Origin of the sequence: Pauljensenia sp. 20925_1_34, assembly GCF_041432775.1 — a bacterium.
Lineage (GTDB): Bacteria > Actinomycetota > Actinomycetes > Actinomycetales > Actinomycetaceae > Pauljensenia.
In genome coordinates this window covers 1-16,478 of the sequence record NZ_JAPWAG010000009.1, presented here as the reverse complement: position 1 = coordinate 16,478, position 16,478 = coordinate 1, and the positions used below count along the sequence as shown (strand labels likewise).

The following is a 16,478-nucleotide window of genomic DNA, read 5'->3' as shown; positions in this document are numbered from 1 at the left end:
GCGTTTGGGCTTGTTCTTAAGTGGTGTTACAGCACTTAGTCGGGTATTACACCAGATAGGAGGTGGTGTAATGCTCCCTAACTGGTGCAGCGTCGCGCAGGTGATCGTTGGGGTTCGCGGATAGGAAATGACTACGCGGATAGGCTACGACGATGCGGATACCTTAATAACCTATCCGCGTGTGCATAACCTATCCGCATGCGAGCAACCTATCCGCGTGAGGGGCTGGGTTGGGCCGGGACGCGTGCGGCTGGCTGTCGAGACGTAATCTCCGCGCTGTGGCCCGGTGCCCCGCGGGATTATCTAACGCGCCCCGTGCCTGCAAGCTGTGCACGCCCGCGAACACCTGCCCGCGATGACCCGCTCTCAGCCGATCAGCGTCGACTGGTGGTGCACCATGACCAGGCGCGGCTCACCAGAAGTCGCCGGCGCCCACACGCTGGATTCCAGCGACGCGCCACCCTCCCAGCGCACTCGGTAGCGCGTCAGGAACGCGCCGCCCAAGTCCTGTACGTCGATGCGGCCCACGGACGGCGAGGCGGGCGAGGGCCCTCCCAGCGTCGTGGTCGCCGCGCCGCCCGGCCAGATGCGCGTCGTGCGCGCGTCCGTCATGGCCGCCAGCGCAGCCTCGTCCCCGCCGGTCCACGCCAGGATGAACTCGCGCTCGCGGGCGAGGGCGTCGGCGGTGCTTACTGACGCCGCGCTCTCCGAGGCCTCGCTCGTCGACGAGGCCGTGGCTTCCTCCGCTGGTCCGCGCGCTTGTGTGGATACGGAGAAAACACTGGGATGAGAACGAAAAGCGGGTGCAGCGGCCGAGGCCGTGGTGGCCGGGCCCGCGTCATTTGCCGACGCGCTGCGCGAAGGTGGCTCGGTCGCGGGGACGTCAGAGGTGGCAATGCCCTGCGGCTGTGCCGGTTTTGACGAAGAGGGCGCGGTATCCTCGGTGGAACTGCCACGCGAAGAAGATGCAGTCGCTGGCGCATCAGCGGCGGTGGCATCGTGAGGGGTTGCTGACGGAGATGCAGTGGGTGCGTCGGCTTCGCCCTCGTTCGCCTGTGTTGCGCTCGTGCTGACACGCGCGCCGCCGCCTCCGAACCCGGGGCCCGGCTCGGGTGTGCGCCCGGCTTGGTAGGCCTCGGCGCACGCGCGCGCGAGGTCGTCGGCGCGCTCGTTCATGCGGTGCCCGGCGTGGCCCTTGACCCATTCGAAGGTGACGCGGCGCCCTTCCATGGCGCGGTCGATCTCCTGGATGAGCTCGAGGTTCTTGATGGGCTTCTTGTCGGCCTTCGTCCAGCCGCGCTTCTTCCAGCCGAGCCGCCACTTGGACACGACGTTGATGGCGTACTGCGAGTCGGCGAGGATGTGCAGCTCTTCGCCGGTCTCGGCCGTGGCCTCGAGCAGACGCAGAATAGCGGTCAGCTCACCGATGTTGTTGGTGCCCTGCGGCCAGCCGCCCGCGTCCCACGTGTCCTCGTCCACGTACCAGGCCCACCCCGCGGGCCCGGGATTGCCGAGGGAAGAACCGTCTGCTGCCGCCGTAATCGTCATGCCCTCATCCTATCGGCATCCCGAGGCCTGATCGGAAGGGGGACGAGGCACGGCTCGTTCGGGCAACGGGACGAGGCCGGGGCAGCCTCTGCCTCGTGCTCTAAAATCGGGGGTGGGCGTGGTAGCGCCCTTCGCCGCAACGATGAGGACGGAGACGACCATGAGCACTCGCAGCGATGAACAGCACGAGACGAATGCGCCTCAGCGAGAGGGAAGTGGTACGGCGAAGCGGAAGCGGTCCCGCCCGTGGGGTCTCCTCGCGCTTGCCTTCGCGCTTGGGTTGCTCATGTGGAGCTGCATTCCGAAGGGCTACCTGATCAGTTCGTCGGTGGATGAGCTGAGTACGGGTGAGGCTGTGATTGCTATTCGCATGGGTGAAGCGCGATCGCAGTCCGGTCTGAGCGCGCCGATTCATGACAACTGGATCATGCTTCTGGACGCTCAAGGAAAGCACACAGCTGCTCTTCTTGAAGAAGAAAATGTTGGCGAACTTCTGTGGACCGAACGTGGGATCTCCTACGGTTCCGAGCAGTGGGACTATCTGACGACGGAGCACGGAACGCGTCGGGACAAACGATCCGGATGGAATTCCTCGGAGGTCCAGCGTTATGAGTTGTCGGACGGCCGAATCATCGTGGTTTCTTACGAGATGGACCTGGCTTATCAAGTCGATACGATCGAACTTGATGGAAGCGTGACGAGTGTGTCAACTCCCGGAACGCGTGGGGACGTGGGGCAGTGCGGGGACCGGATCCTGTCGATTGTTGACACGAAGCAGCTCTGGCGCATGAAGTCAGAGGCTTTCGAGGCTTACTCCGCACAGTCGGGCGGCGATGGTGAGCAACCGGAGGAGCTGTCTGTCGTCATTCAGTTGAATGATCGTGATGGTGATACTCCTCGACTCCTTGGTGTCGCGCCAATGATCGACGGCTTGGTGTCGGGGCAGCGAGAGTTCGCCTGCGAGGGGGACGTGATCACGATACCGAGCGTCCAAACGGGCGACTCTCGGGCCACGCGTGTGATGGCAGAAGGGAGAGAGGAAGGAACGATGGTTCTCGAACGCTGGGACCTGTCGACCGGACAGCGCACGATCGTTCCCGTGATCGATGAACAGGAAAATCCCATCGAAGTGAACAGGGACCGCAGCATTTTTCACTACAGAGGGGTCCAGGTTGGTGACGAGTACCGGTTCATCAGCGAAGACGGGGATGCGTTTACAGTGGACCTGACGAGTGGGCGAGGTCGCTACCTGTTTTCGCACACAATGGAGGACTCCTCGCGAGTGTTGTTCCAAGTGACTGAGACGGGCGTCTACGCGCTCGAGGATCGCTGGGACGATCACCACGTCACCCTGTCTTTCACACCGTGGGAGAGCGGAGAGAGGCGCGTGGTCTGGACGACTTCCAAACTGGCGGGCTATCTCGAGAGTCCGAGCTTTCTCGATAGCCACGTGCGAGAGATTGAAGCTTTCACCCTGCGCCCCGGCTGGGACGGTGGCGCGCAGTAACGCGTGCAGCCGCGCGGCACAGTGACGCAACGCGAGAGGGGCGGTCTTCCAACGAAGACCGCCCCCACCTGTTACACCGTGACGCCCACCTGGCCCAGCGCGAAGGCGAACTCCTCGCAGCGCGCCGCCCACCGGCCCTCGCGCCCGGACGGGCCGGCGTGCCCGGCGACCATCTCGGTACGCAGGATGATCGGACGCTCGCGCGGGTCGCGCGCGGCGACGAGGCCGTGGCTGGCCTCCGCGCCCGTGCTCTCGCCGCCGCCGGAGTCGACGCCGACCGCACCGGAATCCCCGGCCGCCCCCGAATCGCAGCAATTGCAGCGCTGCCCAGCCCCGGCCTCGTCCCCGGTGAAGGGAACCTGGCCGGTGGCCTCGCGCAGGCGCTGCACCCACTTGGTGGGCTCGATGAACTCGACGCGCGTGTCGTTGACCGACGTCGTCGCCATGATCGCGGGCAGGAGCACGCCGTCGGGCACGTTCTCATACGGCGTGTAGCGGCTCATCGCGTCGAACACGGCGCGCGAGGTCAGCGGGTTGCCCCACTCCTCCCACTCGCCGACGGTGAGCGGCAGGGTCGGGTCCAGGATCGTCGTGAGCGCGTCCACGAAGGGCACGCCCGCCAGGATCGCGCGGAAGCGGTCGGGGGCGGCGTTGGTGACCGCGCCCATGAGGAGGCCTCCGGCGCTGCGGCCCTCGGCGACCAGGCGGCCGGGCGCCACCCACCCGGAGTCGACCAGCCAGTCGGCGACGTCGATGAAGTCCGTGAAGGTGTGCTCCTTGACCAGCTCCTTACCGTCCTCGTACCAGGCGCGGCCCATCTCGCCGCCGCCGCGCACGTGCGCGATCGCGTAGACGACGCGGCGCAGGATCGGCAGGCGCAGGGTCTCGAACTCGGGGTCGTAGCTGACCTCGTAGGAGCCGTACCCGATCTGCCAGCCCGCGTGCGTGCCGTCCGGGCGCGCGTCGCGGTGGTGGATGAGGGTGACGGGGATGCGGGTCGCGCCGTCGCGCGCGAGCACCCACACGCGCTCCTCGACGAACTCGGCGGGGTCCCAGCCGGGCGCCTCGCGGGTGCGCAGGGTGCGCACGGTCAGGGTCGCGCCTTCGGGGTTCTCGGGGTGCGGGTCCTCGGGGGACGAGGCCTGGGCCGTGTTATCGGTTCCGCGTCCTTCCGGGGATGCCGGGGCGGGGGTGCTCGCGGGGGTGGGGTCCGGCAGAGAAACCTCGGCGACCGTCGGGGGCACGGTCTGCGACTGGAACTCCACGCGCAGCGGATCGGCCCACGGGGTCGGCACGGTCGCGATCGTGCGCACCGGGGCATCGACCTCCACGCGCCGCCACGTGGGCGTCTGTTCGCGGCGATCCCACACGTCGACCTGCGTGAGCGAGCCCGAACGAAGTGAGAGCGCCACGTAGCCCGCGTGGGCCTCGACGTCGGTGATGCGCTCGCCGGGGCCGGGGCTGCGCAGCGGCTCCCAGGACTCAAACGGGGTGAGGGGCGCGGGCTCGTCCTCCGGCAGGGGAGTGCCCGGCGTGCGATCCGCGAGCGCCTGGCGACTATACGCGGAGGAGGACGTGACGCCAAGGCGCGCCAAGGCCTCGGGCGACCCCCCAGCGGGCAGCATCGCCTGAGCGAGCGAGCCCTCCTGCGTCAGCCCCGTATGCACGATGAACAGGCGGTCGCCGGCCGAATCCGCCGACACCAGCGTGCGCGGGCGCACCGGCATGAGCGGCAGCGGGCGCACGGACGGGTGGGCGGGCAGCCACAGCCACGCGCGGCCCGCCGTCGACGACGAGGAATGAATGACGACGTGCCCCGGGAAGCCCGAGGGCGCGAACCCCATCTCGAAGCCCTCGTCCGGCTCGACCAACAGCAACTCGTCGGCCTCGCGAGGCGTGCCCACGCGGTGCCACCACACGTCGCACGCGCGCCACGCGTCGTCCACGCCCATGTAGATAAAGGAAGCGGAATCATCCGCCCACGCGAAGCCATATCCGGCGTCCACAACAGCCTCGTCAATGACGCGCCCCGACGCCTCCTGCACGACCCACGTGTAGCGCTCATCCCCGCTCGTGTCCCGCGCCCACGCGATCAGGCGCCCATCCGGGGAGGGATACAGGTCCGCCAGGCGGAAAAACTCCTGCCCGCACGCCCACTCGTTCTCATCGACGAGGAGCTCCTCACCCTGGGTGGGCACGCCCGGTTGGGGGACGAGCGGGACCGGCACCCCGGCCTCGTCGCGCTGAACCGGCGCGCGGTGATGCGTCGCGTAGGACTGGCCCTCCGCGAAACGCCGGAAATACCAGAACTCGCCCTCGCGGATCGGAACCGTCACGTCGGTGAGCGCCGTGGAGGCCTTGACCTCCTCCACGAGGCGCGCGGCCGCCTCGCGCGTCGGCTCGGTCACCGCGTCCGCCCACGCGTTCTCCGCCTCCAGGTGCGCGCGGACCTCGGGGTTGCCGCCGTCGCGCAACCAATCCCACGGGTCATCAAAATGCTGTCCGAACTGGTCGCGTACCCGATGCCCATAACGTTTCGGGGCAACCGGGGGAGTGTTTGGCGAGGCCTGGGGTGCGTGGTGCGGGGTCGTCTCAGTCATGGGGACCATCTTAGAGGCGGGGCTCTCGTCGAGCTCTGGGGGCCGGCTGGGCTCCGGGCCCGGTTGTGCTCCCGGGCCCGGTCTGGGCTCTGGGGCCTGGTTGTGCTCCGGGCTGCTTGGGGTGCGGGCCTGTCATGACGCAGCCAAGGCGTGGTTGCTCAGAAAAGTCGCACGTAATTCGCCTGTGTGTATTTCAGGTTTTGAAATGGGATCGTTGGAATTCTGCGGTTTCTGAGGGGGTGTTCAGAAGGGGGGTTGGGGAATTACGTGCGAAATTTGGGGGGTGGCGTGGTGATGCCGACATACTGAACTGACGGTAGAAGCGAGCGGGCAGGCATGCGACACTAGGGGAGTGATCGACGAACAACCCTCGCGCGGATCCGCTGCCGCGCTCGACCCCGCGGCACCCGCGCAACCCAGCGCGCCGCACGCCCACACCCACCCCACCACCGGCGAAGGGCAGGCGGAAGGGGAAGGGGCCCAGGCCTCGTCGATGACCTTCACCCAGCGGCTCCTCGCCTGGGTGCGCGAATTCATCCAATTCGGGCTCGTCGGCGCGACCGCCTTCGTCATCGACATGGGGCTGTTCAACCTCCTGCAGTACGGCCCGCTCGGCGTGCTCGCCGGCCACCCCAACACCGCCCAGTTTATCGCCGCCGTGATAGCGACCCTGTACTCGTGGGTCGCCAACCGCCTGTGGACCTACCGCGGGCGCACCCGAGACAACGCCACGCGCGAGGCCATCCTCTTCCTCTTCGCCAACGCCTGCGGCATCGGGATCTCCCAGTTCTGCCTCCTCTTCACCCACCACTTCCTCGAGCTCACCTCGGCGCTGGCCGACAATATCGCCGTCTACGTCGTCGGCTTCGCCCTGGGCACCGCGTTCCGCTTCTACTTTTATCACTACGTGGTCTTCACCGGGGGTACGCGCGCGTAGGTTCGAGGCGCGGCGGTAGGGTCGACACGTGAAGGAAACGCCAGAGCACTACCCGACCCCCGAAGAATCCATCGCCACGATGGTCACCATCGACGACACCGCCCTCGTCTTCGAAGGCGGCGGCATGCGCAACGCCTACACGGCCGCGCTCGTCAGCCGACTCATCGCCGAAGGCATCAACTTCCCCCACATTTCCGGGGTTTCCGCGGGCTCCAGCCACCTGTGCAACTTCACCTCCCGCGACGCTCAGCGCTCTCACGACACGTTCGTTGACCTCGTCGAAGACCCCGAGTTTGGCGGACTCAAACACTTCCGCAAGGGGCACGGCTACTTCAATGCCGAGTACATCTACCAGCAGATCTGCTACCCCGACGGCGCGCTGCCCTTCAACATGGACACCTTCCTGGCGAACCCGGCCATCACGCGCGTCGCCACCTTCAACGCATCGCGCGGCGAAGAACGCTGGTTCTCCAAGGAAGAAATGAGCACCCTGGATACGCTCGGACCCATTATCCGAGCCTCCTCCACGCTGCCCATCCTCATGCCGCCTGTCGAAATCGACGGCGACACCTACGTCGATGGCGCGCTCGGCCCCAACGGAGGTCTGCCCTTCGACCAGCCCCTGCGTGAGGGATACCGCAAGCTCCTCGTCGTCCTCACCCGTCCCCGCGACTTCGTCAAAGACCCCATGCCCGCCAGCGTCGGCGCCCTCCTGCGCACCGCCTACCGTTCATTCCCGTCCGTCTTCGAGGGCGTCGCCCTGCGCACCGACCGCTACAACGCGGGACGCCGCTTCCTCTTCGAACTCGAGGAACGAGGCCAGGCCTACGTGTTCGCTCCCGACAACCTGTGGATCAACAACACCGAGTCGCGGCGCGAGCGCCTCGAAGCCACCTACCGAGCCGGCCTGGTTCAGGCCGTGCGGGAGATGCCCGCAATCAAGGCGTTCCTGGGGCTGTAAGTTTCCTGGCTGCCGGACCTGTGTCCGGCGGCCGCGTGCTGGCGGCCGGGGGCGGGCTGGTGGCCCGTGGTGCTGGCGGCCCGGCAGTGGGCCGCCTACCCATGCCCCCAGGCCCCGCCTGGCCCCCAGGCAGCCCGTCCCGCGCAGCTTTCCGCGGCATTTCAGGCATTTGTCCGAAATGGCTCCCAACCCCTACATCTAGGGGTACTTGTCTGCCAACGACCCCTAGATGTGCGGGTGCGACACGCCCAAGCCTTCTCGAATTGATGTAGCGCTCGTCACAAATTGACTGTTTGTCATGCGGTTATGCACAGGCTGGTGACGACACTGTCCACAGTGCTCACAGGGGTGTGGGGGCTCCGCGCGAGGGTGCTCTGGTGGCGCAGGGTTAGCGATAAACCCACGTGTTTGTGCGCATCTGAGGGGACCTTCGTCAGGGGGGCGACAAGTGCGCGAATGGCGGGTGTGATCCTGACCGCCCGCTCTGTCCACAGGGTGTTCCCATTGGCTGTCCCCAGGAGCGTTGCACACAACATCTAGGGGTCGGTTGCGCAGGTGGCCCCAAGGTGTAGTGTTGTGGTGTTCGCGGCGAACGAGCCGCCAGAAAGCCAATTAGGTAAGCAACGTCCGGCCCCAGGCCGCAAGGAGACACGAACATGTCGATCACCGTCTACTCCAAGCCCCGCTGCCCCCAGTGCGACGCGACCTACCGCGCCCTCGACAAGCAGGGCGTCTCCTACGAGAAGATCGACGTCACCCAGGACGCGGACTCCCTCGCCTTCATTAAGGGCCTCGGCTACCAGCAGGCCCCCGTCGTCGTGGCCGGCGAGGACCACTGGTCCGGCTTCCGCCCCGACCGCATCAAGGCCATCGCCGCCGCAGCCCTGGCGATGTCGGCCTGAGTCGCGCCGCTAAGCCCCGGCCGCCCGGCCGGGGCTTTCGCATAACCGGGCATTGACGAGGCCGTGGTCCCCTCGCGCAAACGGCGCGGAATCCCTCGGGGTGGCCGTGCGTGACACGCTGTGCGACCAGCGTAAACGGTCGTATCTGCTCGCTAGCACACCAGCCGCAAACAGGCGCGCACACCGGGTCCGATGCGGCGTCGACCATCCCACACGGGGACACGCGACCGAGGCGCCCCCGCCAAGGCCTCGTCAGTGAGACACTAGAAACTCACCGTCTCGACAAGTCGGAAGGAACACTATGGGCAGCGTCGTCTACTTCTCGTCGGCGACGGGCAATACCCGCCGTTTCGTGGAAAAACTCGGCTTCCCGGCCGCGCGGATTCCGCTGCTTCCCAAGGATGAACCTCTGCGCGTGACCGACGAGTACGTGCTCATCGTGCCCACCTACGGCGGCGGCAATCTCAAGGGAGCGGTGCCCAAACAGGTCATCAAGTTCCTCAACAATCCTGACAATCGGGCCCTGTGCAGGGGCGTCATTTCGTCGGGCAACACTAACTTCGGCAAGGCCTACTGCATTGCGGGCGACATCATCGCGGCCAAGCTGGGGGTCCCCCACATGTATAAGTTCGAGCTCCTCGGTACGCCCGAGGATGTCTCCAGAGTTCGCGAAGGACTGGAACAGTTTTGGCAGAAAACTACACCGACACAGGCGTAGAGGACGCTCCCTCGCCGGAGCTTGACTACCACGCGCTGAACGCGCAACTTAACCTGTACGACGCGAACGGACACATCCAGTTCGACGCGGACCGTAAGGCCGCTCGCCAGTACTTCCTCCAGCACGTCAACCAGAACACGGTGTTCTTCCACGACCTTGAGGAGAAGCTGAAGTACCTGGTGGATGAGGGCTACTACGAGCAGCATGTGCTCGACCAGTACGACTTCGCGGACGTGAAGGAGCTGTACAAGCAGGCCTACGCCCACAAGTTCCGCTTCCCGACGTTCCTGGGCGCGTTCAAGTACTACACGTCGTACACGCTCAAGACCTTCGACGGTAAGCGCTACCTGGAGCGCTTCGAGGACCGCGTCGCCATGGTGTCCCTGTACCTGGCGCGCGGCGACATCGAGCTGGCTCGCAGCTTCGTTGACGAGATCATGAGCGGCCGCTTCCAGCCGGCCACCCCGACCTTCCTCAACGCCGGCAAGGCGGCGCGCGGCGAGCTGGTCTCCTGCTTCCTGCTGCGCATCGAGGACAACATGGAGTCGATCGCGCGCGGCATCAACTCCGCGCTGCAGCTGTCCAAGCGCGGCGGCGGCGTCGCCCTGCAACTGACGAACCTGCGTGAGTCGGGCGCCCCCATTAAGAAGATTCAGAACCAGTCCAGCGGCGTCGTGCCCGTCATGAAGCTGCTCGAGGACTCTTTCTCCTACGCGAACCAGCTGGGCGCGCGTCAGGGCGCGGGTGCCGTATACCTGCACGCGCACCACCCGGACATCATGCAGTTCCTGGACACCAAGCGTGAGAACGCGGACGAGAAGATCCGCATCAAGACGCTGTCCCTGGGCGTCGTCATCCCGGATATCACGTTCGAGCTGGCCCGCAAGAACGAGGACATGTACCTGTTCAGCCCCTACGACGTGGAGCGCGTGTACGGTGTGCCCTTCTCCGAGATTTCGGTGACGGAGAAGTACCACGAGATGGTGGATGACGGGCGCATCCACAAGCGCAAGATCAACGCTCGTCGCTTCTTCCAGACGATCGCGGAGATCCAGTTCGAGTCCGGCTACCCCTACATCGTCTTCGAGGACACGGTGAACAAGGCGAACCCGATCAAGGGGCGCATCACCATGTCGAACCTGTGCTCGGAGATCCTGCAGGTGTCCGAGGCCTCGACCTACAACGACGACCTGTCATACTCGCACGTCGGCAAGGACATCTCCTGCAACCTGGGTTCGCTCAATATCGCGAAGACCATGGATTCCCCGGACTTCTCGAAGACGATCGAGATGGCGATCCGCGGCCTGACGGCCGTCTCGGACCTCTCGGACATCGGCTCGGTCCCGTCGATTGCGCGCGGCAACGCGATGAGCCACGCGATTGGCCTGGGCCAGATGAACCTGCACGGTTACCTGGCGCGCGAGCACGTGCACTACGGTTCCGAGGAGGCCCTCGACTTCACGAACATGTACTTCATGACGGTCCTGTTCGAGGCCATCAAGGCCTCGTGCACAATCGCGCGCGAGCGCGGGGAGCGTTTCGAGGGCTTCGAGGACTCCGCGTACGCGTCGGGCGAGTTCTTCCGCAAGTACATTGACGAGGAGTGGGCTCCCACCACGGACAAGTGCCGTGAGCTGCTCGCCGCCTCGTCCATCAAGGTCCCGACCCAGGCGGACTGGGAGGCCCTGGCGGCCGACGTCGCCACGTACGGCATGTACAACCAGAACCTGCAGGCCGTGCCTCCGACGGGCTCCATCTCGTACATCAACAACTCGACGTCGTCGATCCACCCGATCGTCTCCCGCGTGGAGATCCGCAAGGAAGGCAAGATCGGCCGCGTCTACTACCCGGCGCCGTACATGACGAACGAGAACCTGGAGTACTACCAGGACGCGTACGAGATCGGCCCGGAGAAGATCATCGACACCTACGCGGTGGCCACCCAGCACGTGGACCAGGGCCTGTCGCTGACGCTGTTCTACCCGGATACGGTGACGACTCGTGACCTGAACAAGTCCTACATCTACGCGTGGAGGAAGGGTATTAAGACCCTGTACTACATGCGTCTGCGCCAGATGGCCCTGGAGGGCACGGCGGTTGAGGGCTGCGTGTCCTGCATGCTGTGACGTGGCGCCCGTTTGTCGGGTGGTGCGGGGGTCGGGAAACCGGCCCCCGCGCCGTTTTGTGCGCGCGGGACGAGGCCGGGGCGCGTTGAGGCGAGGCCGGGGATGGTGCTCGGGCCGCCGCTCACCTGCCCGTCAAGGAGGAATTGGCCACGGCCTCGTTGATTCGTGCGAGTCGTGCGCTAGGATGAATCCTGCATTTACGACACATCCATTTGGAGTTTCCCATGAGCGATCCTGTTAACCCCTACATGCAGCAGGGCCCCGCCGACCAGGGCCCCTACGGCCAAGCACCCCAGCAGGGTTATGGCCAGGCGGCCTACGGCCAGCCCGGATACGGCCAAGCACCCCAGCAGGGCTATGGCCAGGCGGCCTACGGCCAGCCGGGCGTCTACGCCATGAACCCGGCGGTGCAGAGTCTGCGTTCGAACGCGTCGACGGTGCGCTTGCTGTCGTTCCTGAGCTTCTTGTTTGGCGGCCTCTTCCTCTCTGGTGGCATGTGGATCTGGGGTAACAAGCTGGTGCAGGATGCCCAGATGTACGGCGCCCCGATGGACGTGATGAGCGACGTGGAGGGTGCTCGTTCGACCGCGAAGATTTGCGCGATCATTCAGATCGTGTTCATGGTCGGTGGCTTCCTGCTCTTCCTGCTCTTCGGTCTTATCGGCGCGGCAGCATCCTCCCACTGATGACGCTTGACAGGCGCGGGCCCGGGGAAACGTCTGGTTTCCCCGGGCCCGCGCCTTTCCTTCCCTCGCTGCTAGGATGTGGTCCGTCATAGTCAACGGCATCATGTGGAGACGATCGTGAGCGACCCCGTTAACCCCTACGCTTCGGGTTCTATGTATGGGCAGTCCCCTGACGGCCAGGCCATTAATGCAGGGTACGGCCAGGGCGCCTACGGCCAGCCGGGCTACGGACAGGGTGCCTACGGCCAGCCGGGGTACGGCCAGCCGGGCTACGGCCAGGGTGCCTACGGACAGCCGGGCTACGGCCAGGGCGGCTACGGACAGGGTGCCTACGGCCAGCCGGGCTACGGACAGGGCGGCTACGGCCAGCCTGTCTATGGGTCCCCGATGTACTCATCGGCGATGTCCGGCGAATTCGACAGCATGAGGACCCAGGCGATCTTCGCGATGGTCCTGGCGGTGGTGAGCTTCTTCGTTGCGCCTCTCATTCTGACGATCCCGGCGATGGTCTGGGCAATTGTCAATCACTCGAAGGCCGAGCGGATGGGTGCCCCATCTCCGACCCTCACCGTCACGAAGGCCGCGAAGGTTGTTACGATCATCGCAACGAGCTTCATATTCTTCCTCGTTGTCGTGGCGATCATCGTTGGCATCCTCGACTGAGCGCGCTCCCGAGAGCCGCGTGCGCCGCGACTCATCACACCTGCGAGCCTGCGGGAACGGTGACCCGTTCCCGCAGGCTCCGCCTGTATTCTTAAAGGCATGACTCCCCGATACGAAGCCCCCTCGCGCTCGATTTCCGGAACCGACGCTGACCTGCTCGACCAACTCCGCCACGCGGACGGCCGACCCTACGGCTTCTACAAAAACACCCTCGGCACCTGGGATTACGGCGACTTCACCCTCGCCATCGACCACGTGCAGGCCGACCCCTACGCCCCGCCCTCATCCCTGCGAGCCTGGGCCCGCCCCGAGGCCATGGGACTGCCCGAGGCCACCCTGGCCTCGTCCGACGCCCGCCTGGCCGCCGCAGACTTCATTGCCCGCGCCTTCGACGAGGCTATCCGCGCCCGCGGCGCGCGCGACGTGTCGATCGCCCGCGCCGGCGCCCTGATCCTCCAGCGCTCCTACGCCACCGTCATGCCTGACCGTGTCGAGGTCCGCTTCCAGGTCAAGCTCCCCGCGCGAGGCCGCACGATCCTGGGCAAGAGCGCCGCCCGCCTCTTCGACGTGGACGTGCCCAACATCGTCATGGACTGCTTCGACTTCGTCTCCGAGGACTCTGCGACGACCCGCAAACGCTCCCGCCTCCTCGGCCACGTCGCCGCCTACGAGGACTACCGCGCCCTCCAGGGGATCCTCGAGGAGCGCGGGTGGGTGTCCTTCGTCGCCGACGAGGCCATGCTTGCGCGCCGCTCCGGCGTGTCCGAAGCGCCCTTGGCCGGCGACGGCGTCGTCGCCTTTGCCGCCCCCGAGTCCCTGCGCGCCACCGTCACCCTGCCGCACGCCGGCGAGGTGTCCGGCATGGCGATCCCCCCGGGCCTGACCCTCATCGTGGGCGGCGGCTACCACGGCAAGTCCACGCTCCTCGAAGCCATCGCCCAGGGCGTGTACGCGCACGTGCCCGGCGACGGCCGCGAACTCGTCGCCACCGACCCCACCGCCACGAAGGTGCGCGCCGCCGACGGCCGAGCCGTCACCGGCGTCGACATCTCACCGTTCATCACCCACCTGCCCGGCGGGGCCGACACCACGTCTTTCTCCACCGAGAACGCCTCCGGCTCAACCTCGCAGGCCGCCTCCATCATCGAATCCCTCGAGCTGGGCGCGCGCACGCTCCTCATCGACGAGGACACCTCCGCCACCAACCTCCTCATCCGCGACACGCGCATGCGTGACCTCGTCGCCGCCGAGAAGGAACCCATCACGCCCCTCGTCGACCGCGTCACCTCCCTCACCGAGGCCGGAGTCTCCCTCATCATGGTCGTCGGCGGCTCCGGCGCCTTCCTCGACGCCGCCGACCGGGTCCTCATGATGGACAACTACCGCTGCCTCGACGTCACCTCCCGGGCGCGCTCCGTCGTCGCCGACCTGCCGCGCCCCCGCACCGACGCCCCAACCTCCTGGGAGGCCGCACCCCGCGTACCCGCCGCGAAGGCCCGCGTGGACCGCCCGCGCACCAAGGCCTCGGGCACGTCCGTGCTGACCATCGACCGCACCGCCGTCGACATTTCCGACGTCGCCGGCGTCGTCGACCCCGGGCAGGCCGAGGCCATCGCCTGGTGCGTGCGCGGCGTCCTCGAGGAGATGGCCGGCAAGCAGTCGATGCCCGAGCTCATGGCCAAGCTCGGCCGTCGCCTCGCCTCCGAAGGCCTGGACGCCGTCTGCAAGTTCGGGGCCCGCTCCTACCCGGCGTTCCTGGCGCGCCCGCGCCTCATCGACGTGGGCGCGGCCATCAACCGATACCGCGGCCTGGCCCTGCGCGAGCCGCGCGGCGCGGTGTCCGTGGACGAGGCTGGGGCGGAGCCTTCGGGTGAGTCGCGCCCTGAGGTCGCCGAGTCGTAATCGCTGTCGGCCGGGCGGACCTGTCGCTGGCCTCCTTGATGCGCCGGGCGGCCTAGCTTTCGGCTGCCCGCTCCGCCCTGGCCTCGGCATGGTTCCCCAAAAATGTCGCACCTAATTCCCCCGCGACTATTTCAAATTTTGAATTCAGACCGTTGGAATTGCAACGTTTGTGGGGCTAATTAAAAACTGACCAAGGGAAATTACGTGCGAGATTTTGGGTATGTGTCTCTGCCATCACTCCTGGGTGCTGCAGCCAGGCCCCGCAGCCGTGCCCTCCGGTCTTACGGTGCCCTCCGCACCGGCTGTGGTCGGGGTTTCGCCGCATTTGAAGCAGGCTATCGGCGTTTCGTCGGCGTGTTCGATCTCTAATGATGCAATGCCCCTTGTTCGGTGGCGGTGAGGCCGCGACTTGAGGTGATGTAGTCGCCAAAGTGCAGACCGATTCGGCAAAAAACGCCGAAAATCGGTCATTTTGAGGCAATGGGTCTGCAGTTTGGCGGATTGTGGTTGCGAGTGCGACAAATGGTGCAAGGACGAACCCCTGCGGGGGTATCCAAGCGGTGTGGGAGTATGCGATGCGCAGACCTAGGTCGGATCCCGTCCCTGGTGACGTGCGGAAACCTCACCCAGCGCCCCAGTGCCCAGCGCCCCAATGCCCGGAGCCTGTTTGAGGCTCAACCTTGCACGACTGAACTAGCTGCGGCCGTGCAACGCCCGGATCTGTGCAATGACTTCCTCGGGGTGGGCGAGAGCCTCCCATCGGAAGCGGCGGATCCGCCAGCCCTGCGCTTCGAGTAAGCGCTGGCGGCGCTCCTCGGCCTCGATGGAACGGTGGACCGAGTCAACATCGGAACCGTACTTGCCACGGCCGTCGAACTCGATGCCGATGCGCGCCTCAGGCAGTGCGATGTCGATGAAGTACCACTTATTTGCTGCTGAAACCGGGTACTGAGTTTCCAACCCCTGCAGGCCACCTCGCACCAGCAGGTAAAGCAAGCGCGATTCCCCCGCACTCTCGCACCCTGCGTCCGCGTGTGTGATCACCCAGCGCGCAGAGGTTCTTCCCGGTGTATGCGGTCCTATGGAACCGATGATACGAAGCAATCGAGACCGGTTGTTCTCCTCGCGCCGACGGGAATCATCGCGATAGAAACGCCGATATCGTGCCAGTTCATGCAAGCCGGTGCAGGCTACGACAAAAGCCTCCTCCTGCTTGAGGGTGAGTGCACACTCAATGATTGTGTCCTCGAGGGTTGCGCTGATGATCTCCCCGCCGCAGCGGACCATGGCTGGCGATCGCCCGCCGCGCGGTCGGTGCGGGCGCACCGTGACGGCTGGGACATGGAGGAGGCCCGCCTGAATCTCGGGAAGCGTGACCGGACGCGGGTGATGGTCCGAGGTCGTGGTGACGTGCAGTGGATGCTCGCGCAGAAGCGGTAAGTCCCGGAGCCACGCGGCGGTGGGGCCGGATGCGATCAGGTGCGGGTGCCTGTGCTGAATGGCCAGCAGTCGCGCCAGATCGACGGCCACGTTCGGGGCAGGATGCGTGGTGATTGCCTCGGTATCGAGGTAGTAGCCTGGAGCGATCCTCACCAGGTCGCCTGTTTTTGCTCGTTGGGCGAGGGCATGCCGCCTGGTGCTGTCGGCCCCCGTGGCGGTGTGAGCATGCGTAGCAATGGTGTGGATCGTATGCGTATCCATCGTGTCTCCTTCGACCTGCTGTCAATTTTAGGGGATGCCGCCAAAGTGCAGACCCATTCGGCAAAAAACGCTGAAAACCGGTCATTCTGAGGCAATGGGTCTGCAGTTTGGCGGATTTGAGTGGATAGTTTGGGAATGAGGCCGGAGCGGGGTTGTGCGCCTTGCTGGGCCGGGCGGCCTCCTTGATGCGCCGGGCGGCCTAGCTGTCGGCTGCCCGCTCCGCCCCG

12 protein-coding genes are annotated in these 16,478 nt (G+C 65.9%); 9 read left to right on the top strand and 3 right to left on the bottom strand.

The features are described from left to right. Positions 1–366: 366 nt before the first annotated feature. Positions 367–1,548 carry a ribonuclease H gene (locus O3669_RS05030; protein WP_371523891.1) on the bottom strand — a complete coding sequence of 394 codons (1,182 nt, stop codon included), beginning with the start codon at positions 1,546–1,548 and terminating at the stop codon, positions 367–369. A gap of 160 nt (positions 1,549–1,708) precedes the next feature. Here O3669_RS05030 and O3669_RS05025 point away from each other — a divergent pair, with 160 nt between their 5' ends. Then, positions 1,709–3,055 (top strand): hypothetical protein, encoded by a 1,347-nt coding sequence (locus O3669_RS05025; RefSeq protein ID WP_295969589.1) that lies wholly within the window; start codon positions 1,709–1,711, stop codon positions 3,053–3,055. Between the two features lie 71 nt (positions 3,056–3,126). Here the strand turns inward: O3669_RS05025 and O3669_RS05020 are convergent, their stop codons facing one another. After that, positions 3,127–5,664, bottom strand: a complete 2,538-nt coding sequence (locus O3669_RS05020) for a S9 family peptidase (RefSeq protein WP_371523890.1) — start codon at positions 5,662–5,664, stop codon at positions 3,127–3,129. Positions 5,665–6,007: 343 nt separating this feature from the next. Between O3669_RS05020 and O3669_RS05015 the strand changes: the two genes are divergently transcribed. The 8 genes from O3669_RS05015 (at position 6,008) to O3669_RS04980 (ending at position 14,550) form a co-directional block, all read left to right on the top strand. After that, positions 6,008–6,592 carry a GtrA family protein gene (locus tag O3669_RS05015; RefSeq protein ID WP_371523889.1) on the top strand — a complete coding sequence of 195 codons (585 nt, stop codon included), beginning with the start codon at positions 6,008–6,010 and terminating at the stop codon, positions 6,590–6,592. Positions 6,593–6,620: 28 nt separating this feature from the next. Further along, positions 6,621–7,553 carry a patatin family protein gene (locus tag O3669_RS05010; protein WP_371523888.1) on the top strand — a complete coding sequence of 311 codons (933 nt, stop codon included), beginning with the start codon at positions 6,621–6,623 and terminating at the stop codon, positions 7,551–7,553. Positions 7,554–8,209: 656 nt separating this feature from the next. Further along, the gene (nrdH, locus tag O3669_RS05005; RefSeq protein WP_314769226.1) at positions 8,210–8,455 is read left to right on the top strand and encodes a glutaredoxin-like protein NrdH; all 246 of its coding nucleotides are present in this window, start codon (positions 8,210–8,212) and stop codon (positions 8,453–8,455) included. Positions 8,456–8,756: 301 nt separating this feature from the next. Then, on the top strand, positions 8,757–9,173 hold the full coding sequence (gene nrdI, locus O3669_RS05000) for a class Ib ribonucleoside-diphosphate reductase assembly flavoprotein NrdI (protein WP_371523887.1): 417 nt from the start codon (positions 8,757–8,759) through the stop codon (positions 9,171–9,173). Further along, positions 9,143–11,299 carry a class 1b ribonucleoside-diphosphate reductase subunit alpha gene (gene nrdE / locus O3669_RS04995; protein ID WP_371523886.1) on the top strand — a complete coding sequence of 719 codons (2,157 nt, stop codon included), beginning with the start codon at positions 9,143–9,145 and terminating at the stop codon, positions 11,297–11,299. The genes nrdI and nrdE overlap by 31 nt, the downstream gene beginning before the upstream one ends. A gap of 224 nt (positions 11,300–11,523) precedes the next feature. After that, positions 11,524–11,985 carry a hypothetical protein gene (locus tag O3669_RS04990; RefSeq protein WP_295969256.1) on the top strand — a complete coding sequence of 154 codons (462 nt, stop codon included), beginning with the start codon at positions 11,524–11,526 and terminating at the stop codon, positions 11,983–11,985. Between the two features lie 117 nt (positions 11,986–12,102). Then, the gene (locus tag O3669_RS04985) at positions 12,103–12,648 is read left to right on the top strand and encodes a hypothetical protein (protein ID WP_371523884.1); all 546 of its coding nucleotides are present in this window, start codon (positions 12,103–12,105) and stop codon (positions 12,646–12,648) included. A gap of 99 nt (positions 12,649–12,747) precedes the next feature. Continuing rightward, positions 12,748–14,550 carry a P-loop domain-containing protein gene (locus O3669_RS04980; protein WP_371523883.1) on the top strand — a complete coding sequence of 601 codons (1,803 nt, stop codon included), beginning with the start codon at positions 12,748–12,750 and terminating at the stop codon, positions 14,548–14,550. A 693-nt stretch (positions 14,551–15,243) separates the two neighbouring features. Here O3669_RS04980 and O3669_RS04975 read toward each other — a convergent pair. Beyond that, positions 15,244–16,251 (bottom strand): DUF559 domain-containing protein, encoded by a 1,008-nt coding sequence (locus O3669_RS04975; protein WP_371523882.1) that lies wholly within the window; start codon positions 16,249–16,251, stop codon positions 15,244–15,246. Between the last annotated feature and the right edge of the window lie 227 nt (positions 16,252–16,478).

Excerpts from the sequence above, each read along its gene's own strand:
- O3669_RS04975 (WP_371523882.1), bottom strand. The coding sequence starts at position 16,251 with ATGGATACGCATACGATCCACACCATTGCTACGCATGCTCACACCGCC.
- O3669_RS04990 (WP_295969256.1), top strand. The coding sequence starts at position 11,524 with ATGAGCGATCCTGTTAACCCCTACATGCAGCAGGGCCCCGCCGACCAG.
- O3669_RS05020 (WP_371523890.1), bottom strand. The coding sequence starts at position 5,664 with ATGGTCCCCATGACTGAGACGACCCCGCACCACGCACCCCAGGCCTCG.
- O3669_RS05030 (WP_371523891.1), bottom strand. The coding sequence starts at position 1,548 with ATGACGATTACGGCGGCAGCAGACGGTTCTTCCCTCGGCAATCCCGGG.
- O3669_RS05025 (WP_295969589.1), top strand. The coding sequence starts at position 1,709 with ATGAGCACTCGCAGCGATGAACAGCACGAGACGAATGCGCCTCAGCGA.
- O3669_RS04980 (WP_371523883.1), top strand. The coding sequence starts at position 12,748 with ATGACTCCCCGATACGAAGCCCCCTCGCGCTCGATTTCCGGAACCGAC.
- nrdH (WP_314769226.1), top strand. The coding sequence starts at position 8,210 with ATGTCGATCACCGTCTACTCCAAGCCCCGCTGCCCCCAGTGCGACGCG.
- nrdI (WP_371523887.1), top strand. The coding sequence starts at position 8,757 with ATGGGCAGCGTCGTCTACTTCTCGTCGGCGACGGGCAATACCCGCCGT.